Annotated in this window: 28 protein-coding genes and 2 pseudogenes; 10 read left to right on the forward strand and 20 right to left on the reverse strand. The window is 41.0% G+C overall.

What is annotated here, in order from left to right; translation table 11 throughout:
* Positions 1 to 10: 10 nt before the first annotated feature.
* The gene (locus K1I71_RS03595) at positions 11 to 2347 is read right to left on the reverse strand and encodes a cation-translocating P-type ATPase (RefSeq protein ID WP_223330243.1); all 2337 of its coding nucleotides are present in this window, start codon (positions 2345 to 2347) and stop codon (positions 11 to 13) included.
* Positions 2348 to 2479: 132 nt separating this feature from the next.
* On the opposite strand from K1I71_RS03595, the gene K1I71_RS03600 reads away from it, so the two are divergent.
* Positions 2480 to 3229: a lysophospholipid acyltransferase family protein gene (locus tag K1I71_RS03600; RefSeq protein ID WP_223330244.1), complete on the forward strand. Its 750-nt coding sequence runs from the start codon at positions 2480 to 2482 to the stop codon at positions 3227 to 3229.
* Positions 3230 to 3276: 47 nt separating this feature from the next.
* Here the strand turns inward: K1I71_RS03600 and K1I71_RS03605 are convergent, their stop codons facing one another.
* The 6 genes from K1I71_RS03605 to rpsO form a co-directional block, all read right to left on the reverse strand.
* Entirely contained in the window at positions 3277 to 3969 is a 693-nt protein-coding gene (locus tag K1I71_RS03605) for an alpha/beta hydrolase (protein WP_223330245.1), read from the reverse strand.
* Positions 3950 to 4960 carry an ABC transporter substrate-binding protein gene (locus tag K1I71_RS03610; RefSeq protein WP_223330246.1) on the reverse strand — a complete coding sequence of 337 codons (1011 nt, stop codon included), beginning with the start codon at positions 4958 to 4960 and terminating at the stop codon, positions 3950 to 3952. Before K1I71_RS03610 ends, K1I71_RS03605 begins: the two co-directional genes overlap by 20 nt.
* 19 nt (positions 4961 to 4979) lie before the next feature.
* On the reverse strand, positions 4980 to 5735 hold the full coding sequence (locus tag K1I71_RS03615; RefSeq protein WP_223330247.1) for an ABC transporter ATP-binding protein: 756 nt from the start codon (positions 5733 to 5735) through the stop codon (positions 4980 to 4982).
* A 1-nt stretch (position 5736) separates the two neighbouring features.
* Positions 5737 to 6783: a FecCD family ABC transporter permease gene (locus tag K1I71_RS03620; RefSeq protein WP_223330248.1), complete on the reverse strand. Its 1047-nt coding sequence runs from the start codon at positions 6781 to 6783 to the stop codon at positions 5737 to 5739.
* 236 nt (positions 6784 to 7019) lie between these two features.
* Positions 7020 to 7631 (reverse strand): CadD family cadmium resistance transporter, encoded by a 612-nt coding sequence (locus tag K1I71_RS03625; protein WP_223330249.1) that lies wholly within the window; start codon positions 7629 to 7631, stop codon positions 7020 to 7022.
* Between the two features lie 476 nt (positions 7632 to 8107).
* Positions 8108 to 8377 carry a 30S ribosomal protein S15 gene (gene rpsO / locus K1I71_RS03630; RefSeq protein ID WP_001018251.1) on the reverse strand — a complete coding sequence of 90 codons (270 nt, stop codon included), beginning with the start codon at positions 8375 to 8377 and terminating at the stop codon, positions 8108 to 8110.
* A 205-nt stretch (positions 8378 to 8582) separates the two neighbouring features.
* Here rpsO and K1I71_RS03635 point away from each other — a divergent pair, with 205 nt between their 5' ends.
* From K1I71_RS03635 to thrS, 3 genes and pseudogenes are all read left to right on the forward strand, one after another.
* A complete protein-coding gene (locus K1I71_RS03635; protein ID WP_223330250.1) occupies positions 8583 to 8957 on the forward strand; it encodes a hypothetical protein in 375 nt (124 codons plus the stop codon).
* A 73-nt stretch (positions 8958 to 9030) separates the two neighbouring features.
* A pseudogene (locus K1I71_RS09565) lies at positions 9031 to 9239 on the forward strand (hypothetical protein).
* Between the two features lie 40 nt (positions 9240 to 9279).
* Positions 9280 to 11223 (forward strand): threonine--tRNA ligase, encoded by a 1944-nt coding sequence (gene thrS, locus K1I71_RS03640; RefSeq protein WP_223330251.1) that lies wholly within the window; start codon positions 9280 to 9282, stop codon positions 11221 to 11223.
* 243 nt (positions 11224 to 11466) lie between these two features.
* On the opposite strand, the gene K1I71_RS03645 is transcribed toward thrS, so the two are convergent.
* The 8 genes and pseudogenes from K1I71_RS03645 to K1I71_RS03680 form a co-directional block, all read right to left on the reverse strand.
* Complete coding sequence (locus tag K1I71_RS03645; RefSeq protein WP_000126416.1) at positions 11467 to 12516, reverse strand: DUF389 domain-containing protein; 1050 nt, start codon at positions 12514 to 12516, stop codon at positions 11467 to 11469.
* Positions 12513 to 12836: a potassium channel family protein gene (locus K1I71_RS03650; RefSeq protein WP_001253404.1), complete on the reverse strand. Its 324-nt coding sequence runs from the start codon at positions 12834 to 12836 to the stop codon at positions 12513 to 12515. The genes K1I71_RS03645 and K1I71_RS03650 overlap by 4 nt, the downstream gene beginning before the upstream one ends.
* A gap of 13 nt (positions 12837 to 12849) precedes the next feature.
* Entirely contained in the window at positions 12850 to 13191 is a 342-nt protein-coding gene (locus K1I71_RS03655) for a hypothetical protein (RefSeq protein WP_000397556.1), read from the reverse strand.
* Positions 13116 to 13418, reverse strand: a complete 303-nt coding sequence (locus K1I71_RS03660; protein WP_004240734.1) for a TMEM175 family protein — start codon at positions 13416 to 13418, stop codon at positions 13116 to 13118. The genes K1I71_RS03655 and K1I71_RS03660 overlap by 76 nt, the downstream gene beginning before the upstream one ends.
* A 313-nt stretch (positions 13419 to 13731) precedes the next feature.
* Entirely contained in the window at positions 13732 to 14781 is a 1050-nt protein-coding gene (locus tag K1I71_RS03665; RefSeq protein ID WP_000147503.1) for a DUF389 domain-containing protein, read from the reverse strand.
* A 184-nt stretch (positions 14782 to 14965) separates the two neighbouring features.
* Positions 14966 to 15202, reverse strand: a pseudogene (locus tag K1I71_RS03670) (ABC transporter permease); the annotation flags it as partial.
* A 75-nt stretch (positions 15203 to 15277) separates the two neighbouring features.
* Entirely contained in the window at positions 15278 to 16252 is a 975-nt protein-coding gene (locus tag K1I71_RS03675; protein ID WP_223330252.1) for a sensor histidine kinase, read from the reverse strand.
* Complete coding sequence (locus K1I71_RS03680) at positions 16245 to 16922, reverse strand: response regulator transcription factor (protein WP_000548991.1); 678 nt, start codon at positions 16920 to 16922, stop codon at positions 16245 to 16247. The genes K1I71_RS03675 and K1I71_RS03680 overlap by 8 nt, the downstream gene beginning before the upstream one ends.
* 155 nt (positions 16923 to 17077) lie before the next feature.
* Here K1I71_RS03680 and K1I71_RS03685 point away from each other — a divergent pair, with 155 nt between their 5' ends.
* Positions 17078 to 18151, forward strand: coding sequence for a DUF2974 domain-containing protein (locus K1I71_RS03685; RefSeq protein ID WP_223330253.1), 1074 nt, complete (start codon positions 17078 to 17080; stop codon positions 18149 to 18151).
* A gap of 88 nt (positions 18152 to 18239) precedes the next feature.
* On the opposite strand, the gene K1I71_RS03690 is transcribed toward K1I71_RS03685, so the two are convergent.
* From K1I71_RS03690 to K1I71_RS03700, 3 genes are all read right to left on the reverse strand, one after another.
* Positions 18240 to 19259, reverse strand: a complete 1020-nt coding sequence (locus K1I71_RS03690) for a YdcF family protein (protein WP_223330254.1) — start codon at positions 19257 to 19259, stop codon at positions 18240 to 18242.
* Between the two features lie 68 nt (positions 19260 to 19327).
* On the reverse strand, positions 19328 to 19765 hold the full coding sequence (locus tag K1I71_RS03695) for an Rrf2 family transcriptional regulator (protein WP_001166795.1): 438 nt from the start codon (positions 19763 to 19765) through the stop codon (positions 19328 to 19330).
* 75 nt (positions 19766 to 19840) lie between these two features.
* Positions 19841 to 20683, reverse strand: coding sequence for a metallophosphoesterase family protein (locus K1I71_RS03700; RefSeq protein WP_192855684.1), 843 nt, complete (start codon positions 20681 to 20683; stop codon positions 19841 to 19843).
* 111 nt (positions 20684 to 20794) lie between these two features.
* Here K1I71_RS03700 and K1I71_RS03705 point away from each other — a divergent pair, with 111 nt between their 5' ends.
* From K1I71_RS03705 to K1I71_RS03720, 5 genes are all read left to right on the forward strand, one after another.
* Entirely contained in the window at positions 20795 to 21445 is a 651-nt protein-coding gene (locus tag K1I71_RS03705; RefSeq protein WP_153198716.1) for a metal-dependent transcriptional regulator, read from the forward strand.
* On the forward strand, positions 21426 to 21608 hold the full coding sequence (locus tag K1I71_RS09570) for a hypothetical protein (protein WP_314726005.1): 183 nt from the start codon (positions 21426 to 21428) through the stop codon (positions 21606 to 21608). Before K1I71_RS03705 ends, K1I71_RS09570 begins: the two co-directional genes overlap by 20 nt.
* A complete protein-coding gene (locus K1I71_RS03710; RefSeq protein ID WP_000749110.1) occupies positions 21565 to 22272 on the forward strand; it encodes a nicotinamide mononucleotide transporter in 708 nt (235 codons plus the stop codon). The genes K1I71_RS09570 and K1I71_RS03710 overlap by 44 nt, the downstream gene beginning before the upstream one ends.
* Positions 22273 to 22401: 129 nt before the next feature.
* Positions 22402 to 22815 (forward strand): hypothetical protein, encoded by a 414-nt coding sequence (locus K1I71_RS03715; protein WP_223330255.1) that lies wholly within the window; start codon positions 22402 to 22404, stop codon positions 22813 to 22815.
* Between the two features lie 18 nt (positions 22816 to 22833).
* A complete protein-coding gene (locus K1I71_RS03720) occupies positions 22834 to 23247 on the forward strand; it encodes a hypothetical protein (RefSeq protein ID WP_223330256.1) in 414 nt (137 codons plus the stop codon).
* A 38-nt stretch (positions 23248 to 23285) separates the two neighbouring features.
* On the opposite strand, the gene dtd is transcribed toward K1I71_RS03720, so the two are convergent.
* Together dtd and K1I71_RS03730 are read right to left on the reverse strand one after the other, a co-directional pair.
* Positions 23286 to 23729, reverse strand: a complete 444-nt coding sequence (gene dtd / locus K1I71_RS03725; RefSeq protein ID WP_223330257.1) for a D-aminoacyl-tRNA deacylase — start codon at positions 23727 to 23729, stop codon at positions 23286 to 23288.
* Positions 23730 to 23758: 29 nt separating this feature from the next.
* Complete coding sequence (locus K1I71_RS03730) at positions 23759 to 25981, reverse strand: RelA/SpoT family protein (protein ID WP_033682187.1); 2223 nt, start codon at positions 25979 to 25981, stop codon at positions 23759 to 23761.
* Positions 25982 to 25984 lie beyond the last annotated feature (3 nt).

Below are 25984 nucleotides of genomic sequence, written 5' to 3' on the forward strand. Positions count from 1 at the left end.
CAGCCTTTCTTTATTTTTTCGCTTGGTAACGACTGGTTAAGATAAATATCACGGTAAAGACCAACATCATGACACCATAAACAGGTAATGTTTGTCCTGTTAAGGTTGAAATTTCAAGTAGTTTTTGAATTCTTGGGAAGAGAGCTGTGGCTAGGAAGCCTCCTACTGACCAGACAATCAAGAGGACACGCCATAGGGTAAATGGCATGCAGGCTCTAAATACGGATAAGAAACCAATTGACCCCAAGAGATAATAGAGTAGAGTTGAGATTTCTAACTCAGACCAACCTTGGCTACTTCCAAATATTTTCACAAACAGGACACTGAACACAACCATGAGAGCACTTGGTAGGGCACGAAGCATGGATCTTCTGAGGAAGTTTGGCTCAACAGGTTTGATATTTCGCTCAAAAGTCAGAACGAATGGTGGGAAACCTTCCACAAACTGGTCGATCATGGTTATCTGAATTGGAATGAAGGGGAAAATCAAGATCCACTCAGACCGTCCCAGAAGAGCACTGGCGATACAGATAACTGCGAGCAAGAAAGAATAGATGGTCTTTATCAAGAAAATCGGTGCAATGTGGGCAATGTTATTGACCACGCGACGACCTTCAAAGAGAATCTCAGGAACATCATTAAAGTCTGAGTTCAAGAGAACCAGATTGGCAATCTGACGAGTCGCAGGATCTCCCTCAGCCATCACGATAGAACAATCAGCCTCACGAAGAGCCAGGATATCATTAACTCCATCCCCCGTCATAGCTGTTGTATGACCCGCTTTTTTCAGTGTTTGGATGATGAGTTTCTTTTGATGAGGGGAAACACGTCCAAAAATAGCGGTCTCCTCAGCCATAGCAATCAATTCCTCATCCGTAATTTTCGAGCAATCTACATAACTGTCATAGTCTGCAAAACCAGCCTTCTGGGCAATGCTGGACACCGTAACTGGATTGTCACCAGAGATAATCTTGAGCCCCACTTCCTGAGAACGGAGATAGTCCAGCGTTTCTGCTGCTCCCTCTCGAATGGGGTCCAAGATTTCCAGCAAGGCTAGAGCCTGAATATCAAATGGTTTTTGTGGTTTATGATGGTCTAATTTCTCCTGACTGAGAGCTAAGACCAAGACACGTGAACCTCTCTCCAAGGCCTCTCCGGCTTCAGGGACCTCAGAATCCAGCAACATCTCAGGTGCACCTAAGAAAATCGTTCCCAAACCTTCTAACTCCATGGCTCCCCACTTGCGATCGCTTGAGAAAGGAAGATTGGAAAGCATAGGATAAGAAACTTCTCCCACAAAACGCTTTCGAATAGCTTGGGCTGTTGGATTTTTATCTTCACTATGAGCCATGTAACTAGTCAGGATGCTGGCAATAGCCTCTTCATCATAATCTTCCATCAGCGGAAGAACAGCCTCCACCTGCATTTTTCCTTGGGTGATGGTGCCCGTCTTGTCCAGACAGAGCATATCCACGCGCGCCAGGGTCTCAACAGAGTACATCTCCTGCACCAAGACCTTTTTCAAGCCCAACTTAATCACTGCAGTCAAGAGCGAAGTAATGGTCAAAAGGGCAATTCCCTTAGGCAACATTCCCAGTAGGGCTGTCGACGAATTTACAACGGACGACTTAAGAGGCAAGCCTTTTAAAAGCAAGGCTTCTAGCAAGAGAGCCAGACCAAAAGGAATGATAATCTTCCCAGTAAAACCTGCTAACCTATCCAGCGATTTCATGATACGGGAGTTAATAGGTTTAACGGTCTTGGCTTCCAGCATGAGTTTGGCAGCATAGTTGTCTGCACCTACATGGTGAACTTGAGCCAAAACCGACCCACTGGCTAGGAAACTTCCAGACAAAAGCAAGGCTTCAACTTCCTTTTGCACCAAATCACTTTCCCCCGTCAACATGGCTTCATTGACTTCCGCAAAGCCTTCCAAAACCAAGGCATCACTAGGAATCTGCTCTCCTGCAGACAAACGAATGACATCTCCTAACACCAATTCTTCAGGATTCAGAGCCACTTCTTGGCCATCACGGATGGTTTTGACCTTTTCCTTGGTCATGAGATTGAGCTTGTCCACCATGTGTTTAGCCCGCAGCTCGGTCACAATTCCAGAAAAAGCGTTAAAGCAGATAACAGCAAAGAAGACCAGATTGCTCCAAGCCTGCACAAAGGCTAGTGCCAAAGCAATGGCAAAGTTCAAAGCGTTAAAAAGGGTAAAGACATTTCGTTTGATGATTTGCCAAGTGCTGGTACTGGCCGAAGCAGTAAAATCATTGACCAAGCCCTTAGCCTGTCTTTCCTTGACTTCTCTTTGGGTTAATCCCATAATCTTATTTTTATCCATAAATTCTATCATATCATTTTTTCTAAAAGAATTCTAATCTCACCCCAAATATGCACCTAGTCAAGGGAAAAGTTTGCCAGCCCTCCTTTGATAAGGTATAATAATAACAAGAAAATAATCGAAGGAGATCGCATGTTTTATACTTATTTACGTGGATTGGTTGTCTTGCTCCTATGGTCCATCAATGGCAATGCCCACTATCATAATACTGATAAAATTCCTAATCAAGATGAAAATTATATTTTGGTTGCACCTCACCGCACCTGGTGGGATCCAGTTTATATGGCCTTTGCGACCAAACCAAAACAATTTATCTTTATGGCCAAAAAAGAGCTCTTTACCAACCGTATCTTTGGCTGGTGGATTCGTATGTGTGGTGCCTTTCCTATCGACCGTGAAAATCCTAGCGCCTCAGCCATCAAATATCCTATCAATGTTCTCAAAAAAAGTGACCGCTCTCTCATCATGTTTCCAAGTGGAAGCCGACACTCAAACGATGTCAAGGGTGGCGTAGCTCTGATTGCCAAAATGGCCAAGGTCCGTATCATGCCGGTTACCTACACAGGTCCCATGACTTTGAAGGGCTTGATTAGTCGTGAACGTGTCGATATGAACTTTGGAAATCCAATCGATATCTCAGATATCAAGAAAATGAATGATGACGGCATTGAAACAGTCGCCAATCGTATCCAAACAGAATTCCAACGTCTAGACCAAGAAACGAAACAATGGCATAATGATAAAAAACCAAATCCACTCTGGTGGTTTATCCGCATTCCTGCCCTCATCCTTGCCATTATCCTCGCTATCCTAACCATAATCTTTAGCTTTATCGCAAGCTTCGTATGGAATCCAGATAAAAAGAGAGAAAACCTTGGTTAAACAAACAAATACAACAATCCCTTGGCTTTTGCCAAGGGATAAATCTGTTATTCGATTTCCCATTTTTGGGTCAACCAGCTGGAAAAGGCTAAAAATCGTTCAGCTACTTGTTCATGGTGTCCATAAGGATCAAAGACAAATTGACCGTTCGGATAGTATTTCTGAAGACTGGTATGGATCTGCTCAGCATAGGTTGGTGCTTGAGCCAAGCGATTAGTATGGTGTGCTCCTTCTGATTGACCATTCTGTAAATACAGCAAACAGTCTAGATTTTTCACTGTCTCTGCCTTGCAGTAAGTCACAAAATCAGGATACCAAAAAGAACCGCAGATGGAAAAGACACAGGAAACCTTGTCAAAGCTGAAAAGACTGTAGACTGCCGCCAAACCACCTAGTGAATAACCTCCATAAGCAAGGCGATTTTCATCAAGTCGATAAAGCGACTGCAACTTGTCTAAAAGACCTCCAAATAAATGATCATGATAGGCGTTGGCCTGACCTCCAAAATCTGGAGCTCCATCTCTCATAGCCGATGTCGCCCAGGGAGTGTAGTCGTCTAAGCGATTTTTAGAGGTCAAGCCCACTAAAATCATAGATTCGGAGAGGTACGATAGGAAATCTAAGTTTCCATCATTCAATAAAATAGCCGGATAGGTTTGATTGGGGTCGTAGTTAGAGGGAAGGCTGATTTTAACTTGAATTCCTTCCCAATCAAACTCATTATTTATTGATAAAGTCATTGATTTTCTCAAGGGAATCAATCACTGCTGGACCATAATCCATCAACTCATCGTAAGAGATGGTCATGATTTTTTGATTCTTAATAGCAGGAACGCTTTCCAAAACAGCATTTGCCTTCATCAACTCTACTGCTTTTTCATCCAATTTTTTATTGCGGTCGCTGGTTACATAGATAATCAATTCAGGATCCATTGACACGAGATTTTCCAAGGTCAAGCCTGATGTCCCCGTAGCAACGTTTGTATAACCAAGTTGGTTCAGCAAACTTTCTTGCAAAGCAGACTTGTAGGCACCGAAGGTTTCATCATTATAAGCAACCATAATCAAAGCCTTTTTCTTTTCACCTTGGCTTGCTGGATTTGCTTTCTTAACAGCGTCAATTTTAGTTTGTAATTGGGCTGCGTATTCATTGGCCTTGTCCTGAACATTAAAAATCATTCCAAGATTTTTGACATCTTCTACAATATTTCCCAAATCTTGCTGAATTGTTGAGAGAGAAGCTTTTTGAGTATAAACTGGGATTTTGTTTTCATTCCAAGTACTAACTGTCCCCAAGGATTTTTCAGAAAACATCATGTTTCGACCCATCACAGAGTCTGGCTCATAAGAAAGGACTGTCTCTTGTGAGACTGTTTTTTTATCCCCAATTTGAGGAATCGTCGCAATCGCGTCCTTGTATTTGTCCGTCACAGCATTGTCTGGATTGAGCATACCAACAATTTTATCCTTCAACCCCAACTCCAATAAGATTTCAGTGGTTGAAAGATTGTTGGTGATAACTTTTTCAGGTGCCTTGTCAAAGACTTGTTCTACTTCATTTCCTTTAGCATCATAGGTTTTAACTGTTAACGGATAAGTCGTCTCTGCGTTAGCCTTTTGACTTGTCTCTGTGCTAGATTGTGTGGTAGCTTTTTCTGTAGTAGTGTTACCACAAGCTGCCATGGTTAGGGTAGCTACTGTTACGAGTAAAATACTGAGTGTTTTTTTCATCTTGTTTTCCTTTTCATTCTTATAAATAGTGAATCATAGCTTGCTGGTCCTCGGTCCAAGTCACCTGACTTTGAACTCCGTATACAGTTTGCAATGACTCAGGGGTGATGGTCTCCTTTGGAGTCCCTTGGTAAAGGATTTCCCCCTCTTTCATCAGATAGAGATAATCCGAATAGCGACAAGCAAGTTGAATATCATGTAGGACAGCTAGAACATTGACCTTGAGATTCTTCACAATGGCCAACAAGTCTAGCTGATACTTGATATCCAGGTGATTGGTTGGTTCGTCCAGGAGCAAGAGAGTCGGTTCTTGCGCCAAGGCGCGGGCTAGTAAGACTCGCTGTTTTTCTCCCCCTGACAGGGACGAATAGAGACGAGTTTTCTTCTCGAGCATATCCACCTTAACGAGGGCATCTTGAACAAGTGTAAAATCTCTTTCCCTTTCCTTCTGTAAAAAAGAGAGGTGGGGAGTTCTTCCCAGCAAGACGATTTCCTCAACTGTACAATCAAACTGCAATTGATTAAACTGGGTGACGACCGCCATTTGCTTAGCTGTTTCTTTGAGTGACCAATGCTCCAGTGGCTTTCCATCTAGGCTTATCAAGCCTTTGTCCGCCTTTTCCTGACGATAGAGGAGTTTAAGCAAGCTGGTTTTTCCGCTTCCATTTGGTCCTAATATCGTGTGAAATTGATGCCCCTCAACCTTAAGAGAGACTCCTTTGAGGATTTTTTTCTCTCCTAGTCCAAAATGGATATCCTGACAAATCAAGTCCATATCAGACCCTCACCTCCCTTCGCCTACCTCCAACAATATAGATAAAGAAGGGAGCACCTACTAAGGCTGTGAAAATACCAATAGGAAGCTCTGCGTTTGGAATGGTGATACGAGAGAGTACATCTGCCCAGATGACAAAGAGGGAACCCATCAAGGTTGCAACAGGAAAAAGCCTCTTGTAATTCGTTCCTACTAACCCTCGAGCTAAATGTGGAGTAATCAGACCGACAAATCCAATAATCCCACAGGTTGCCACTAAGACTGCTGTCAGCACAGCCACCATGGTCACATAAAGATACCAATAAAAGCGTAAGGGAATCCCCAAAGTTAAAGCAGCCTCATCTCCCATCATCATCGCATTGAAAACACGATACTGAGTAGAGAAAAATAGAAAGGCCATTCCTACTATTATAGTTGGCAGGACCAAGTCTGCCCAGGTAGTCCCAGCAAGCGAGCCCATGGTCCAAAACTTAATGGTCATCACACTGTCCGCATTAGCACCAACTGAGATAATAAAGTTTGAAAAAGCCAGAAAGAGAGCATTGACCACCGTTCCTGATAAAATCAGACTAGAAGTCGTCATCCTTCCCTGCATAGAGGCAATGATGAGGACAGAAATTGTTGCCAAAATAGCTCCAAGAAAAGCTCCAAGGCTAATCATCACTTTTAAACCAAGAATGATGCTCAAAGTTGCCCCTAGAGTTGCACCCGCAGATATTCCTAAGACATAAGGCTCAGCGATGGGATTGTTCACTGTGGACTGCATCACGCTACCACACATAGAAAGGCCTGCTCCCACTATCAGACCTAACAATACTCGGGGAAATCTCATGTTCCATACAATGACAAGAGTGGACTTGGAAACCTCTCCTATCTCAAGAGGAAATCCCAACCTGCTCAAAATAATCCGATAGGTATCTCCTAGATCAATCGCAACAGATCCCATTGAAACTGCTAGAAAGAGAGAAATCCCTAAAATACCTAGCAAAATAACTAAAAGTAACACAAATTGCTGGTCTTGTCGGCTTCCAGAAAATTTGGAAAGCATGCAAACCTCCTTTGATAGAATCTTAAAAATTTAGAAAATTCTCATGAAAAAGTATACCATATTTTCAACTGCGTAACAAGATGAGAACAAATGAATATAGTTGGTCTTACAGTGCTAATAATCGTAACCGAAGATTATACTTGAGTATATCGAGGTAAAGTGACAACATAAAAAGCCCTCTGAAAATCAGAGAGCTGATTTGAGCTCGGGCTAAAATCCTAGTGAAACAAAAAAATCTACACGGTCAGAAAAGTCTCTATCGTGCCATTTTCATACATGATGTATAGTCCAAGTAGAATGAATACTAAGGGCACAATGATTCGCTCGTATTTTTCAATTGTCTCGAATATTAACGGAATAGAGGATAACACCCGACTAAGCTCGCATAAGATAATTATGCCGATTACAAACACAAGCAACGCCACGAGGGTCTGTGACCAATCTAATGAAGCAAAATAAGGTATATAGATACCTAAATTATCTCCGCCAGACGCAATTGTCAGCAATGTAACTGTCCAAAACAGTTGATTTGCCTTGCTTTGTTCTAATCTTTCAATAATTTCTTCCTCTTCTTCCTCACCTTCTCCAACAATTGCAAAGCGAATCCCTAAATAGATAGGGATTAAACCAAGCAATCCAACCATCCATTCTTCAGGCACGAAATTAACGACATAAGCAGCAACTAAACTCGCCCCTACAAGTAAGCCTGTGCCTAGATATTGCCCCGCATAAATATGCCATTTTTGTTTGTTCTGTGATAGCTGTGCAAATAAAATAAATAAAATAATTAAATAATCGATACTGGTGGAAATATAAACACCAATAGCAGATATGATTGTCTGTCCCATAAAAAACCTCCTGTATTGGTCAGTAATAAATCAGCAGATTTTAGGAGAGCACAGACACATTAATTTAGCTATCGCTAGTGGGTAATGTCGAACATAGGAAAGCATTTTACTCCTCCTCAAAACGTAGTTACAAAGTAATTTCTAACTGGAATTCAGTGACTACTTCCATGTAGAGTATAACATACTATACTTTACTTCGTAAAGTGTGGGCTCTCCGAAGGAGCTTGCAGACAGCTACTCGGCTTGAAAAGCCGAGTAGCTACGCACCTTTATGGTGTAATTAGCTGATACCATTTGAGGTTTTTGTAGTCTCCAAAATTGTGACCGATAAAACCTCAATAAAAAAACCCTCTGAAAATCAGAGAGCTCCAGTCTTGCTGGATAAACCGTTTATAGACTAGGCGACGAGGCGAAGATTGTACTAATGGTACATCGAGCCGAAGCCAACGAAGTATAGAAACGGTTTAGACGCAAAATTAGCGACGAAGTCCTAGAGAGTTAATCAACTCACGGTAACGGTTAACGTCGTTTTTACGCAAGTATGCAAGCAAGTTACGACGGCGACCGATTTTTTTCATCAATCCACGGTAAGTAGCGTGGTCTTTTTTGTGTTGTTTGATGTGTTCGTTAAGGTGGTTGATTTCCCAAGTAAGGACAGCAACTTGAACCTCTACTGAACCTGTATCACCTTCGTGACGTGCATATTGTGCGATGATTTCATTTTTTTTCTCTTTTGAGATTGCCATGATGTTTCTCCTTTTTATTTGGCTTCATCCGAGTGACAGGTTGGCATGCCTGTAACCAAGAAGAAGTTATTTGTCTTTACGACAATCCCTATTCTACCAATAACTAACTTCTTTGTCAACAGATTTACTTTCTTGTTTTAAACATGCTATAATAATCATAGCAAGAAATCTAAGTTGTCTGTTTTTTTAAAACGAGGTGATTATCATGCGTAGATTCTATTTCCATCTCCCCTACTATCTGGTCATATTTTTCTTTTATTGGCCACTTTATGAGTTGGTCTTGCTAGTTGTTTCTGACCCCCTTACACTCAAGGGACTCTGTATAAACAATCTTCTCTTCTTTACACCTCTGGTAATCTTGATTATATCGCTACTCTATAGCTACCGTTTCCGTTTCTCACTTTGGTGGTTAATTGGTAACGGACTGCTCTTTTGCTTTACTATCATAACCTTCGGTGAATTTATCTGGTTTTACTTTTTAGCCTATGAAATCTTTGCTCTGGTGGGCATGGCTTCCGGTATTGGCATCAAGCATATTCTACAAAAAATGAAAAACAAAAAACTTTCACAAAATCCTTGAAAAATCTCACAATCATGCTATAATAATCCATAGAGACAAGTCACTTAGTCCCTTTCTACTAGAGAGTGCGTGGTTGCTGGAAACGCATAGAGAGCCTAAACTGATACTACTCTTGAGTTTTTTATGAAAACATAAAACGGTGGCCACGTTAGAGCCAATCAGAGGTGTCCCTCTTTTTTGAGGAACATAAATGAAGGTGGAACCACGTTGCGACGTCCTTTCGAGGATGTCGCTTTTTGTTTTTCTAGCTTTCACAATCCTCTATCCCTGTTTTCAGAATAGGGTTAACACATTCGTCAATAATATAAGTAAGGAGAACATCATGATTAACATTACTTTCCCAGATGGCGCTGTTCGTGAATTCGAATCTGGCGTTACTACTTTTGAAATTGCCCAATCTATCAGCAATTCCCTAGCTAAAAAGGCCTTGGCTGGTAAATTCAACGGCAAACTCATCGACACTACTCGTGCTATCACTGAAGATGGAAGCATCGAAATCGTGACACCTGATCACGAAGATGCCCTTCCAATCTTGCGTCACTCAGCAGCTCACTTGTTCGCCCAAGCAGCTCGTCGTCTTTTCCCAGACATTCACTTGGGAGTTGGTCCAGCCATCGAAGATGGTTTCTACTACGATACTGACAACACAGCTGGTCAAATCTCTAACGAAGACCTTCCTCGTATCGAAGAAGAAATGCAAAAAATTGTCAAAGAAAACTTCCCATCAATCCGTGAAGAAGTTACTAAAGACGATGCACGTGAAATCTTCAAGAACGACCCTTACAAATTAGAATTGATTGAAGAACACTCAGAAGACGAAGGTGGTTTGACCATCTACCGTCAGGGTGAATATGTAGACCTTTGCCGTGGCCCACACGTCCCTTCAACAGGCCGCATCCAAATCTTCCACCTTCTCCATGTAGCGGGTGCTTACTGGCGTGGAAATAGCGACAACGCTATGATGCAACGTATCTATGGTACAGCTTGGTTCGACAAGAAAGACTTGAAAAACTACCTCCAAATGCGTGAAGAAGCTAAGGAACGTGACCACCGCAAACTTGGTAAAGAGCTTGATCTCTTCATGATTTCTCAAGAGGTTGGTCAAGGTTTGCCATTCTGGTTGCCAAATGGTGCGACTATTCGTCGTGAGTTGGAACGCTACATCGTAGACAAAGAGCTAGCTTCTGGCTACCAACACGTCTACACTCCACCACTTGCTTCTGTTGAACTTTACAAGACTTCTGGTCACTGGGATCATTACCAAGAAGACATGTTCCCAACTATGGACATGGGTGACGGGGAAGAATTTGTCCTTCGTCCAATGAACTGTCCGCACCACATCCAAGTCTTCAAACACCATGTTCACTCTTACCGTGAGTTGCCAATCCGTATCGCTGAAATCGGTATGATGCACCGTTATGAAAAATCTGGTGCACTCACTGGTCTTCAACGTGTACGTGAAATGTCACTCAACGACGGTCACCTCTTTGTGACTCCAGAACAAATCCAAGAAGAATTCCAACGCGCCCTTCAGTTGATTATCGATGTTTATGAAGATTTCAACTTGAATGAATACCGCTTCCGTCTCTCTCTTCGCGACCCTCAAGATACTCATAAGTACTTTGATAATGATGAGATGTGGGAAAATGCTCAAACCATGCTTCGTGCAGCCCTTGATGAAATGGGCGTGGACTACTTTGAAGCCGAAGGTGAAGCAGCCTTCTACGGACCAAAATTGGATATTCAAGTTAAGACCGCTCTTGGAAAAGAAGAAACTCTTTCTACTATCCAACTTGACTTCTTGCTTCCAGAACGCTTCGACCTTAAATATATCGGAGCTGATGGTGAAGAGCACCGTCCAGTTATGATCCACCGTGGAGTTATCTCAACTATGGAACGCTTCACAGCTATCTTGATTGAGAACTACAAGGGTGCCTTCCCAACATGGCTAGCACCTCACCAAGTAACTCTCATCCCAGTATCTAACGAAAAACACGTGGACTACGCATGGGAAGTAGCTAAAAAACTCCGTGACCGTGGTGTCCGTGCAGATGTAGATGAGCGCAATGAAAAAATGCAGTTCAAGATCCGTGCGTCACAAACAAGCAAGATTCCTTACCAATTGATCGTTGGGGACAAGGAAATGGAAGACGGAACTGTTAACGTTCGTCGCTATGGCCAAAAAGAAACACAAACTGTCTCAGTTGATGACTTTGTTCAAGCTATCCTAGCTGATATCGCCAACAAATCACGCGTTGAGAAATAAGAGATAAAATCCTAGCTACCTAAAAAGCAACAACTATTTCAGCTGTTGCTTTTTATATTTTTACTCAATGAAAATCAAAAAGCAAACTAGGAAGCTAGCCGCAAGCTGTACTTGAGTACGGTAAGGCGACGCTGACGTGGTTTGAATTTGATTTTCGAAGAGTATTATTTAATCCGAGCTAGTAGTGATTGACCAAACCACCACACAAGATTTACTTTCATGAGTTAGATAAAGTCAGTATCCTCAATCCTTGTCTGCTTCATTTTCTTTTACGAGATCGTTTTGTGAATCTTTTTCAGAGAGTTTTTGATCAATATACTTGTCAATGTTTTCATAAAATTCCTTGGTCGCTTCACTATCTAATGTTGGCGAGTTCTGAACTTGATTCACTTTCAATTGAACAGATTGAATACCGTAAGAGGCTTGTTTTTGGTGGAGTGTTTCTAATTCTTCTTCTGAAATCGGATCTCCAACAACCGTCAAGACCAATTCATTGTTACTTGACTTGTAGACTTGATTAATAACCGTATAATTGGCGAACTCTTTTCCTACAAACTGTTTGATCCCTTCTTTGCGCGCTTGTTCTATTGTCAGAGTAACTGCCGAATAGCTAGCTGGAAGAATCAACAATACAATCAAAGAAATCAAGCCAATTCTCATTTTAATGCTCAGCTCTTTAAATGAAGTTAAAGGAGATTTTCTCATCAAAATTCTTGTTCCAACAATGTTGGCTAGCATGATAAAGACACAGTTGATCAAGAAAAGATAGAGAGCCCCCAATAAAAATCGTACATTCCCATTAGCTAAACCATAGCCAGCAGTACAGATAGGCGGCATCAAAGCTGTAGCAATGGCTACTCCTGGCACGATATTGTTTGCTTCTTTTTTCCTTGAACCGATCACACCAGCAATCCCACCAGCAATAGCAATGAGAACATCCCAAATGGTTGGAGAGGTTCGTGCGATCAACTCGCTACTTGCATAAGACAAGGGAGAAATCCAGAAATACAGAGTCGAGACAAGCAAACTGACCAACACTTGAGTCAATAAAACCTCTAGAGATTGCTTGATTAAACGCGTATCAAAAATAGCTAAACCGAATCCCAGTCCAACAATCGGTGTCATGAGAGGTGAAATTAACATGGCTCCAATAATAACAGCTGTTGAATTCATATTTAGACCGATAGAGGCAATAAAAATTGCACACATCAAAATCGCTGTATCTCTCAATCGAACATGAAGGTCATCGTATAATTTCTCACGGTATTCCCGTGTTGAATAATTGGCAGTCATTTGTCCTCTCCTCTTTCCTTATTTAAATCGGTATAATAATTAATAATAACAGCTGATAAACAGCCAAAAAATATGAGCCCATAAATCGTCAAGAAGACACTGGTAATCCTTCCAATCAAGGTCACAGCTAGGAGATCCCCGTAGCCGACAGTCGTCGAAGTCACAAAAGCATACCAAAGACCGTCTCCGTAATTTGTGATAGCAGGTTCAACTAGGAAAAGCACGCCTCCTGACCCAAAAACAAAGGTCACAAAACTCAGAGCAAACCGAGTAAAACCCGTAACCTGTATAATATGCCATAACATTTTTAAACGTCTCATTTGTTCTCCTTATTCATACTAGCTCCTGACCGAGCCGTTTTTTCCAATAATCAAAGTGAAGATAGGACATGATCTCCATCAGAGAAAGATAGACAAACTGATAGATCTGATTTAAGCTGATTATCAACTGATATTGTTTGAAAAATGACTGGAAGAAAGACCAGATATGACTGTCTTGAATCAGTCCCTTCTTAACATCAGACAGGATATTAGCTAAAGCTCCCAAGGACTGAAACGGTAAATCCTTGACATTTATATAGATCCGGTCCACCACATCATTCAGACTGGTATCTTGGATGGCATGAAATTCTCCAAAGAGAACTCCTGCCGCTCCAAGAGTAGAAACAAATTCCACCAAATAATTTCTGAGGAAATTTTCTCAACCTTTTCCCATAATGTGTTTAGTGCCATCCATAACGATCCCAACCAGAAAAAGGAAAGAAAACAAGCAAAGAAATTTTGCCGTAAATCCCAAAAAGCTTCAAGACTTGGTGTTGTTGGTTTTTCTAACTCTAAAATCAAGATGGTCATAATAATTGCTAGAACAGCATCTGTCAATACAATTAATCTGTCTTTCTTCATCGGATTGCATCCCCTTTCTTTTTTGTAACATTCTATCTTATCGCATAATATTGGATATTCTTTCATAATCCGACTACAAACAAAAATAAACCAAAAAGTCTGTCCCTATTATGCTATATTTAACTCTAGAAGTATTCATCCATCTAATTAATAAATATATCATATTTCACAATAAATGAATACTATCAAAGATTCATCCCCTTTCACTTCATCATTTAGTGTTGCTTAGATTTATCAAAAACAACCTGCTATAAGTAAGAAAGAGGAAGATACAAGAAAAACACGGCGTAAAAACCGATTCAGTTCATTGTCCTCAATCCTTGTCTGCTTCATTTTCTTTTACGAGATCTTTTTGTGAATCCTTTTCAGAGAGTTTTTGATCGATATACTTGTTAATGGTTTCATAAAATTCCTTGGTCGAATCACTGTCTAATTTTGTCGAATTATGAACTTGATTGACTTTCAATTGAACAGATTGAATACCGTAAGAGGCTTGTTTTTGGTGGAGCGTTTCTAATTCTTCTTCTGAAATCGGATCTCCAACAACCGTCAAGACCAACTCATTGTTTCTTGATTTGTAGACTTGATTAATGACCGTGTGATTGGCGAACTCTTTTCCTACAAACTGTTTGATTCCTTCTTTTCGCGCTTGATCTATCGTCAAAGTAATTGCTGAATAACTAGCCGGAAGAATCAATAATACAATCAAGGATATCAACCCAATTCTCATTTTAATGTTTAGCTCTTTAAATGAACTTAAGGGAGATTTTCTCATCATAATTCTTGTTCCAACAATGTTGATTAGCATGATAAAGACACAGTTGATCAAGAAAAGATAAAGAGCTCCAAATAAAAATCGTACATTTCCATTAGCTAAACCGTAACCTGCAGTGCAGATAGGTGGCATCAGAGCTGTTGCAATGGCTACTCCTGGTACGATATTGTTTGCTTCTTTTTTCCTTGAACCAATGAAACCTGCTATCCCACCAGCAATAGCAATGAGAACATCCCAAATGGTTGGAGAGGTTCGTGCAATCAATTCGCTACTTTCATAAGATAAGGGAGAAATCCAGAAATACAGAGCTGAGACAAGCAAGCTGACCAATACTTGGGTAAATAAAACCTCTAGAGATTGCTTGATTAAACGCGTGTCAAAAATAGCTAAACCAAACCCCAGTCCAACAATCGGTGTCATGAGAGGTGAAATTAACATGGCTCCAATAATGACAGCTGTTGAGTTCATATTTAGTCCGATAGAGGCAATAAAAATCGCACACATCAAAATCACTGTATCTCTTAATCGAACATGAAGATCATCATATAATTTCTCACGGTATTCACGTGTTGAATAGTTTCCAGTCATTGGTCACTCCTTTTATTTCATATAATCTTGTTTCTGCATGGATGATGGTAGAGAGACTTCTGTCCAGTATTACATATTTTTCTTCTCACCTGTTATACTTTTGAAAGTTACCCTCTAAGTATCCGTCAGTCCCTCCTTAACATTATATCAAAAATTTTACAGTCTTTCTCTGACGAAATTTATCAATTGAACAGATAGAGAAAGTTATCATCAACCTCATGGTATCATCGACTACTTCAATGACCTCTAGAAGCAAACTAAGCATATGATAAGCAAAGACCAATGGAGAAATGCAAAAATTACAGGAAGAAAGAAAACTGTTAAGATTTGCTTGTTAATGGTTTGCTTAATCTGCTTTTGATCTAGACCTACCTTTTCATTCGTGATCTTCACATCCCTCAGAGATTTGTTTATGGTAGATAAACTAATTTACTCAGATATACAGTTAAAGATAAAAAAGCCCAGTTGTCTTGTCCTAGGCTTTTATCTATTATGCTCACTCAATTATTAGATTCATATCGGAAAACTTGATTCTTACTATCGTTCCTTTTCCGACCTCAGACTCAATGCAAATCTGGTGGCCTAGTTCTTCAGAAATTTTCTTAGATAGGTAGAGACCAAGTCCAGATGACTGCTGGGTTAGGCGGCCATTATATCCTGAGAAACCACGTTCAAAGACTCGGAGGACATCACTGTTTTTTATCCCGATTCCTGTATCCTTGATACAAAGCTCTTGCCCCTCCATATAAATCTCCAGACCACCTTCCTTGGTGTACTTGAGACTGTTTGAGATGATTTGCTCAATAACCACTAGTAGCCACTTCTTATCCGTCACGATTTCTTTATCAAGGTCATGTAGATTGACATTTAGGCCTTTTTGAATAAAGAAAAGAGCATATTTACGAATTATTTCCTTAACCAAGTCCTCAATTTGCACCTGCTTTAAGACCAAATCATCATGAAAACTTTCTAAACGCAGGTACTGTAAGACTAGATTAGTATAGGAGTCGATTTTGAAAATTTCCTGTTCTAATTGCTGCTTCAGTTGGCGGTCGGCTACTTCTGCAACTAAGAGTTGACTAGCTGCAATGGGGGTCTTAATCTGATGAACCCACAAGGTATAGTAATCCAGCAAATCCGTCAATTTTCTTTCTGAATCTGACCTCTGCTGATAAAGTTCCATCTCACGCGCTTCTAATTTTTCTGCTAAAACTATTTCCAAAGGAGATTTGGCTTCCCTCTCCCCATAGAGAATTTCCTGACGATAGACCTGCATTTCCACCAATATGTCCCAAGTGAAAAATAAGATGGTTACAAAGCAACACAAGAGGAAAAAGTAGAGAAAGTAAATTCCCAAACTGGCAAATAAAAACTGAAAGAGTAAGAGCAGAAACGTCAAAGAAATCAGATAGACAAACAGACGACTACGGGAACGCAGATAGGCTAGAAAAAATTGTTTCCAATCAAGCATGCTTTAATCCGTACCCTATCCCTTTCTTGGTTTCGATAAATCCTACCAAGCCCTGCTCTTCCAACTTTTTACGCAATCGAGCCACATTAACAGATAGGGTATTGTCATCAATGAAAAAGTCACTGTTCCAAAGTTCCCGCATGAGATCGTCACGCGCTACAATATTGCCCGCATGCTCAAACAAAACTCGTAAAATCTGGAATTCGTTCTTGGTCAAATTCAAGACTTGCCCTTGATAATGTAAATCCATTGATTTGGTATTGAGGATAACACCAGCATATTCCAGTAAACTCTCGTCACGCCCAAACTCATATGAACGTCGCAACAAGCCCTGAACTTTGGCTAAAAGAACCTGCTGGTCAAAAGGCTTGGTCACAAAGTCATCCGCCCCCATATTGATTGCCATGACAATATCCATAGCCTGGTCTCTCGAAGACAGAAACATGATGGGGACCTTGGAAATCTTGCGAATTTCCTGACACCAGTGATAGCCATTAAACAAGGGCAAACCAATATCCATGAGGACCAGATGAGGTTCCGACTGAACAAATAGACTCAAAACTTCCATAAAGTCTTCTACCAGGACCACTTCAAATCCCCATTCAGAGAGCATTTTTCCGACTTGTTGACGAATAACCTGATCATCTTCTACTAATAAAATCTTGTGCATCTGATTCTCCTTTGCTATTATTATAACAGATTTTTCCATGCTCGAAGGTCTGAAACTGAATTTGAAAGGGCTTGTTTTTAGCCAACAAAGCAAGACAATCCTACTAGCTAATTTGAGGGAAATTTGATAAGATAAATAAAAAGAAAGGAGCTCTTATGGCCAATATTTTTGACTATCTGAAAGATGTCGCACACGATTCCTTTTACGACCTTCCTTTAAATGAATTAGACATTCTAGCCTTAACAGAAATCACCTACCTCTCCTTTGATAATCTGGTCTCCACAGCTCCTCAGCGACTTTTAGACCTGGTACCTCAGGTTCCAAGGGAGCCTAACATGTTGACCAGCAAAAATCGCCTCCAGCTATTAGATGAACTAGCTCAACACAAGCGCTTCAAAAATTGCAAACTCTCACATTTTATTAATGACATCGACCCTGAGCTGCAAAAGCAATTTGCTGCTATGACATACCGCCTTACTCTCGATACCTATCTGATTGTCTTTCGTGGGACAGATGACAGTATCATTGGCTGGAAGGAAGATTTCCACCTAACCTATATGAAGGAAATTCCTGCTCAAAAGCATGCCCTCCGCTATTTAAAGAACTTTTTTGCCCAACATCCTAAGCAAAAGGTCATTCTGGCTGGGCATTCCAAGGGAGGCAATCTAGCCATCTATGCTGCTAGTCAAATTGAGAAAAACTTGCAAAATCAAATCACAGCAGTTTATACCTTTGATGCACCTGGTCTCCATAAAAAACTGACACAAAGCGAGGGCTATCAAAGGATAATGGATAAAACCAAGGTCTTCATTCCACAAGGTTCCATCATCGGTATGATGTTGGAAATTCCGGCCCACCAAATCATCGTGCACAGTACTGCCTTAGGTGGTATCGCCCAGCATGATACCTTTAGTTGGCAGATTGAGGACAAGCACTTCGTCCAACTGGATAAGACCAACAGTGATAGCCAACAAGTTGACACAACCTTCAAGGAGTGGGTGGCCACAGTCCCTGACGAGGAACTCCAGCTCTACTTCGATCTCTTCTTTGGCACCATTCTTGATTCTGGTATTACTTCTATCAACGACTTGTCTTCTTTAAAGGCTATTGAACACATTCGTCATCTCTTTGTCCAAGCTCAATCCCTCACTCCAGAAGAAAGGGAAACCATGGGACGCCTTACCCAATTATTAATTGATACCCGTTACCAAGCATGGAAAAATAGATAGTACCTTTCAAAAATCAAATGTATACAAAACAAAAGACCTAGAATACATACTTTCATGTGCATTCTAAGTCTTTTTAAATAGAATCTGACTACCAAATAACCCCTTTATAGGCTATCAAAATGAGGACTGATAGCAGGACATAAAAGGCAAGGAAAAGCCATTTCATTTTGACACAGAGTGCTACGTACTCCCGAATAAAAGCAGATGGTATGTAGTAGCCTGCCGTCCTACATCCGAGGCCATCTCCCTTCATATTTAACTTACGCGCATAGGTACTGGTACGAAAAACATGATAGTCATTCGTAACAAAGAGGAATTGAGGTTTTGCTATCAGTTTCTCGCCAAGTTCCTTAGAAAAGAGAAGGTTCTCATAGGTAGTCCTTGATTGTTCCTCCAGAATAATCGCATCTTGGGGAACATCTGTCTCTTCAAGCAGATAATTTATAATGGCCTGCGCTTCAGAAATCTTCTCATCTCCTCCTTGACCACCACTAGCAATGATTTTGATATGAGGATTCTTAGAATTGTGGTAAGCTTCCACTGCCTTATCAATCCTCCTCTTCAGCAAAGGAGTTACCCTTTCTCCGTCTAACAAACCTGCACCGTGAATGATAATAAAATCATAATGCTTCTTCTTAGGAATAAAGAGATACAAGATAGAGTAGAGCATAAAACCCGCAAAAGCAAAGCCAAAAATAAAATAAGAGTAGAAAATGAATACAAATAAAATGTTTAGAAAGTGATTGGTGTAAAATAATTCATTTTGACCTCCCAATCGAAATGAAATCAAGGCAAAAAATAGCAAAATGACTATTCCAAGGAGCATGGAGAGATAATTAGCCTTTGAACGTCCCTCTCGCTTCAACAAAATGACCCCATTATAGATTAGAAAGATGCCACTTAGAAAAAGCAAAAAAGGAAGTAAAATAAAGGGAAATATAAAAAAAGCGAAATGAATCTTCTCATACCCATTTTGATAAAAAAGGTAGCCTAGATAAAAATAACTGGAAATGAGGGATAATAAGAATAATACTGGATTCCACAAACTTCTATTATCCTTCCAAAATGACACTATAAAGGCTAATACAATTCCTATAACGAGATACATTTCTTCCTCCTTTAATGATTCTATTTTATCACAATTTTACATAGAGAAAAAGAGGGCATCTACCCCTCTTAATCCTTCATTTGACTCTCTGCATCAGCCACGACTTGTTCTAGACTGGTCTGACCAAGCTCTGCCTCCATAGCCAGCTGGATTCTCTCCAATTTTTGATCCAAAACATCATGAATATGAGCTCCGACTGGACAATTTGGATTTGGATTGTCATGGAAACTGAAGAGTTGACCTGTCTTTCCAAGACACTCAACCGCTTGATAAACATCTAATAGACTAATGTCTTTGAGATCCTTAACAATCTCTGTTCCCCCTGTTCCGCGCGCAACTGAAATCAGCTCTGCTTTCTTCAACTGGGACAAGGTTTTTCTGATAATGACAGGATTGACCCCTACACTAGCAGCCAGAAAATCACTGGTCACCTTACTTTCCTTCCCCTTGAGGGCAATGATTATCAGCATATGAGTCGCAATGGTAAATCTACTTGGAATTTGCATCCTCTTCTCCTTTTTACGAGGCTCCCCTGCCTCTACTCTTCTTTTTCTTTTATTATACCCTTTTTAGTTGTAATGTCAATCATTACCACCTTTTAACCAGGCATCTAATTCCCTATCATAGCCCTCTTTCTGGGCCAATTCTCTCAGAAATTCCTGATGATGAGTATGGTGGATACCATTGACCAGACTTTCATAATAAACCTCAAAATAGGGAAGTTTAAGATCTTTAGCCAACTGCAATTCAGCTGCCACATCGTAGTCTACCCGTCGGAAGTCCATATCTACCAAGCCCTTGTCATCAAACTCCAAAATCATATACTGGGCACGCAAGTCCTTCCGCAACTGGGCATCTAGAAAGAAAGGTTGCCCAATCGAACCCGGATTGACAATCAATTGCCCACCAGTCCCATAACGAAGCAACTGCTGATGAATATGACCATAAACAGCAATATCACAAGATGGATTGGCCACCAAGCGGTCAAAATCCTCTTGTGATCCAGTATGAATCAACTCTCGCCCCCAGTTCTTATCAGGAAGATGGTGGCTAATTCCCACCGTCAAATCCCCAAACTGACGATGAATCTGGAGTGGTTGATTGTGGAGCAGTTCAATTTCTTCTAGGGAAATTTCCTCTAAAACATACTGGCACTGGCGCAAGAGATAGCGTTGACTGGGGCGAGTACTATCCAATTCCTTGCGGACACCATGCCAAAGACTGTCTTCCCAGTTTCCCAAAACCCTAGCCGTAATCGGTAGTTGAGCCAACAAGTCCAAAATCCTTCTACGCCCTGTCCCTGGCATGAGAATGTCTCCCAAAAGCCAGTATTCATCCACTCCTAGCTGCCGAGCATCTGCCAAAACAGCCTCCAAGGCGGTGGTATTTCCATGAATATCTGAAAGAAGAGCTATTTTCGTCATATCCATCTCCTCGTTTTTTCTCTTGCAATAAGTATAACATAAAAAGTCACAGCTAGAGAAATCTAGCTTTTTTTGATATACTAGATAAAGATATTAGACAAGAGGATACGAATGACCCCGAATAAAGAAGATTATCTAAAATGTATTTATGAAATCGGCATAGACCTGCATAAAATTACCAACAAGGAAATTGCTGCCCGCATGCAAGTCTCTCCCCCTGCCGTAACTGAAATGATTAAACGGATGAAGAGTGAAAATCTCATCCTCAAGGACAAGGAATGTGGCTATCTACTGACTGATCTCGGACTCAAACTGGTCTCTGAGCTCTATCGTAAGCACCGCTTGATTGAAGTTTTTCTAGTCCATCATTTAGACTATACGAGTGACCAGATTCATGAGGAAGCTGAGGTCTTGGAACATACTGTCTCTGACCTGTTCGTGGAAAGACTGGATAAACTACTAGGATTTCCCAAGACCTGTCCTCATGGAGGAACTATTCCTGCCAAGGGAGAACTCCTAGTTGAAATCAATAACCTGCCACTAGCTGACATCAAGGAAGCTGGCTCCTACCGCCTAACTCGGGTGCACGATAGTTTTGACATTCTCAATTATCTGGACAAGCACTCACTTCACATCGGTGATTCGCTCCAAGTCCAGCAGTTTGATGGCTTCAGCAATACCTTCACCATCCTCAGTAAAAACGAGGATTTACAAGTAAGTATGGACATTGCCAAACAACTCTATGTCGAAAAAATCGACTAATTTCTCAAGTACCCTACCAACCCTGAAAGTTTTATTTTCAGGGTTTTATTTCTATCATTTGATTTTACTTTCATTTAGTTGTAGAATGTTTGTAAAAAACAAGAAAGATAGTTTAACCTATGAAAAAATCACTAAAAATTTTTGCTACATCCAAATGGTTTGACCTATTTGGAGTTGCTCTGGTGGTTGGGATTGCAATTGCATCTGGTTACCTCAACTCCCGTCTCGACAAATTCGTAGACTGGGGCCCATGGACAGCTCTTGTTCCCTTTGGATTGATTTCCGTAACCAACGTTGGGATTTCCATGTTATCCACTCGTTTCACGGGGAAATTAAGCAAATGGGGAAATTACTTTGGTATTGTTAATACCATTTTGTCCGGTGCTATTGATTATATCCTTGGAAATAAGGCGGCCATCATTACCTATCCCGTCACCTTCCTCATTTATACCTTTGCTATTAAGAAATGGGAAGCTTCGCAAGAAGGCAGACCCAACCAAATGAGCCAAAAACAGCTAAAATTGGCGGCTATCATCATTTCAATCATCGCCTTCCTCTTTGCCTTTGTGACCAACTATATCGGCTATGGAGGAAAGATGAATCTCCTTGCCTATGTAACAACCATTGCCTTTGCACTCTCACTCATTGCCAATGCTTTTAACGCATTGAAACTAACAACTCAGTGGGGCTTTTGGTTGATTTACAATTTCGTTCAGCTGACAAAGGCTGGTATTCAAGGAAATTTTGCCAATATCGGAAAATACATCTTTTATATCCTCAATGCAATCGGAGCTTTATTTGTCTGGAATGATGAAGAAGTAAGATAATAGAAGAAAACTTAAATAAAAAAACAAGTCGACTTAAGAGAATCTCCCTTCTGCTATTTTTATCATTTTAGTTGTAACTCCCATTCTTTTGGAGTAGAATGAAGTTAGATAAAAGAGGGAGGTCATCTTATGAAAAAACTCTTTAGAATCCATTTTACAGCAATTGCAGTCATTGATTTGCTACTATTCGCATTTTTTAGCAAAAGACCCGAAACATCTTTGGAGTCTCTCTTGCTCTCTGGTTTTATTTTCCTCCTTACTCAAGGACTCCTGGTATTTCGCTTGGTTGTCCGACTCAAACATCAATTCGCTGAGATTTATCCTCAAATCAATAAAAAGATTCGCTTCTACTATTTAGGGGTTCTCACCATTGATTTTCTATTTTTAGTCCTTTTATCCTTCGTTAGTTCTTATCGTTTTTCATCTCTTATGCCAATCATCACTGCTTGCCATTCTACTTTTTATTATATGACAACTGACTACCTAAGAGAAAACTATCCAGACTTTTACGACAAACATATCTCTTTATGGGAGTGTCTCTAAGGAAAAGGAGGTTTTAGCATGAAAAAAATCATCTACATCAAAACCATTCAACTCCTTGTCATTGATGGAATCATGCTGGCATTTTTGGCATTTAAAAAGGGGCTTACTTGGGACTGGATGTTGATTTATAGCGGTTGGCTCATTTTCTTTCATCCTGTGCTATTGACCTATCTTTCCAACCAACTTTGTGACCACTTTAGTCAATTCTATTCCCAGATTAGACCGAGATTCTGGCGTTTTGCCTTACAAATCCTTCTATGGGATAACCTGTTCATTCTCTCCTTGCTGTTTTTAAGGGGTATCCCACTTTTCCTTCAGGGAACTCTCCTCATCCTAGGACATCTCGTCCCTTCCTATCGCATCTGCCAAAGCCTGAAAAGAGATTTCCCCAAGGCCTATCAGAAACAGATTTCATTTTGGAGTATTTTGTAATAGATAAGAAAGACCAAGCCGGCTGGGCTTGGTCTTTCTTATCTATTTTTCGTATCAAGGATAATGGTGACTGGTCCGTCATTGACCAGCTCAACCTGCATGTCCGCACCAAAGATACCTGTCTGAACGGGCACTTCCTGCGCTAATTTTTGATTGAAAGCGTCATAGAAGTCTGATGCCATATCTGGTTTCGCTGCACCTGTGAATGCTGGACGATTGCCTTTCTTAGTATCTGCAAAGAGGGTAAACTGAGAAATAGAAAGGATTTGTCCTTCAATATCTTTGACAGACAGGTTCATCTTGCCTTCTGCGTCTGAAAAAATCCGCATGTTGACAAGCTTTCTCACAGCATAGTCCAAATCTTCCTCTTGGTCCTCTGGTCCAACACCAACCAGCAATAAGAGCCCCTGATTGATTTTTCCCTGAACCTGACCTTCGATACTCACTTGGGCTTTTGTAACCCGTTGGATAATGATTTTCATAATAACCTTTCTAGTAAGAGCTAGAACAATTAGCCGTTGGTTCGTTTGACAGAATAAACTTCTGGCACACTCTTAATCTTGTCCACAACCGTGGTTAGCGTCGAGAGATTGGCAATGCCAAAGGACACATGGATATTAGCAAACTTCATATCCTTGGTTGGTTGGGCGTTGACTGTTGAGATATTCTTAGTTGTGTTTGAAAGAACCTGCAGTACATCGTTCAACAGTCCTGTACGGTTGAGGCCGTAAATATCGATATGGGCCATATACTCCTTATTTGAGCTAGAGTACTGGTCTTCCCACTCCACATCAAGGAGACGTTGCTCGTAGTTTTCTTGGGCGCGCAGGTTCATACAGTCCACACGGTGAATAGCCACACCACGCCCCTTAGTGATATAGCCAACAATATCATCACCAGGCACGGGATTACAACACTTAGCAATCCGCACTAGGAGACCTGAGGCACCTTCAATAACCACACCACCCTCATGCTTGACTTTGAGGGTTTCTTTATTTTCAACCTTGATCTCGCCACCTTTGACAAGTTCTTCTGCTTCAGCCTTGGCCTTGGCACGTTCTTCTTCACGACGTTCCTTTTCAGTCAGACGGTTAAAGACGGTAATAGCTCCAATTTCTCCAAAACCAATGGCCGCAAAGAGGGATTCTTCTGTCTTGTAGCTGGTCTTTTGCAGGACTTGGTCCATATGACGCTTGTCCATGAATTTATTGGCCACATAGCCATTTTCTTGGAACTGAGCCATCAGCATCTCACGACCCTTATTGACAGACAATTCCTTATCTTGGTTTTTAAAGAACTGACGAATCTTGTTGCGGGCCTTGCTGGTCTTGACCATATTGAGCCAGTCACGGCTAGGTCCAAAGGAGTTCGGGTTGGTGACAATTTCAACCTGATCCCCTGTCTTGAGCTTAGTTGTCAGAGGAACCATACGGCCATTGACCTTGGCACCCGTCGCTTTTTCACCGACTTTTGTATGGATTTCGTAGGCAAAGTCAATCGGTCCTGAATCTTTTGGAAGGGAACGGACAGCTCCATCTGGGGTAAAGACGTAAATCTCCTCAGCCAGATAGTTTTCCTTAACAGAGTCCACAAATTCCTTGGCATCATCAGCCTGGTCTTGAAGCTCCATCATCTCCTTGATCCAGTTCATCCCAATAGCAGACTCCTTGCTGTTAACCTGCCCCTTGATACCTTTCTTATAAGCCCAGTGAGCCGCAACCCCGTACTCAGCCACCTCATGCATTTCCTTGGTCCGAATCTGGAATTCAATCGGTCCTTTTGGTCCATAAACAGTCGTATGGATAGACTGGTAACCATTGGCCTTGCGGTTAGCGATATAGTCTTTAAAGCGACCTGGCATGGGTTTCCAAAGCTCATGCACATAACCAAGCATAGCATAGACATCACTTTGGGTATCTAAAATACAGCGAATGGCAATCAGGTCATAGATTTCCTCAAAACGTTTTCTCTTATCCTGCATTTTGCGGAAAATCGAGTAAATATGTTTGGGACGACCATAAATCTTCCCTTTCAAGTGACGATCCGTCGTATATTCCTCTAATTTTGTGACTACCTCATCCACCAAGGCTTCACGCTCTCTGCGCTTTTCCTTCATCATATGGGTAATCTTGTAAAACTCCGTTGGATTGAGATAACGGAAAGATAAGTCTTCCAACTCCCATTTGACACTGGAAATCCCCAAACGATGGGCAAGTGGTGCATAGATTTCCATTGTTTCTTTGGAAATGCGCTCCTGCTTGTCTTTTCGAAGATGTTTCAGAGTCCGCATATTATGCAAGCGGTCAGACAGTTTAACCAAGATAACACGGATGTCCTCAGACATGGCCATGAGCATCTTGCGATGATTTTCTGCCAACTGCTCCTCGATCGATTTGTACTCGACCTTACCAAGCTTGGTAACCCCATCTACGATTACCCGCACATCAGGACCAAACTCTCTTTCCAAATCATCCAAGGTCGCATCTGTATCTTCCACCACATCATGCAAGAAACCACAAGCTACCGTTACAGCATCCAGCTTGAGCTTAGCTAAAATACCTGCCACTTGGATAGGATGAATGATATAAGGCTCGCCTGATTTGCGGTATTGCCCACTATGGCAATCCACCGCATAGACCAAGGCCTTATGAACAAAATGGACATCCTCTTCCGTTAAATATTCTTTGGTTAAAGCGACAACTTCTTCGCCTGTTAAATTCACTTCTTTCGGCATCTC

This window comes from Streptococcus mitis (assembly GCF_019929545.1).
Lineage (GTDB): Bacteria > Bacillota > Bacilli > Lactobacillales > Streptococcaceae > Streptococcus > Streptococcus mitis_BU.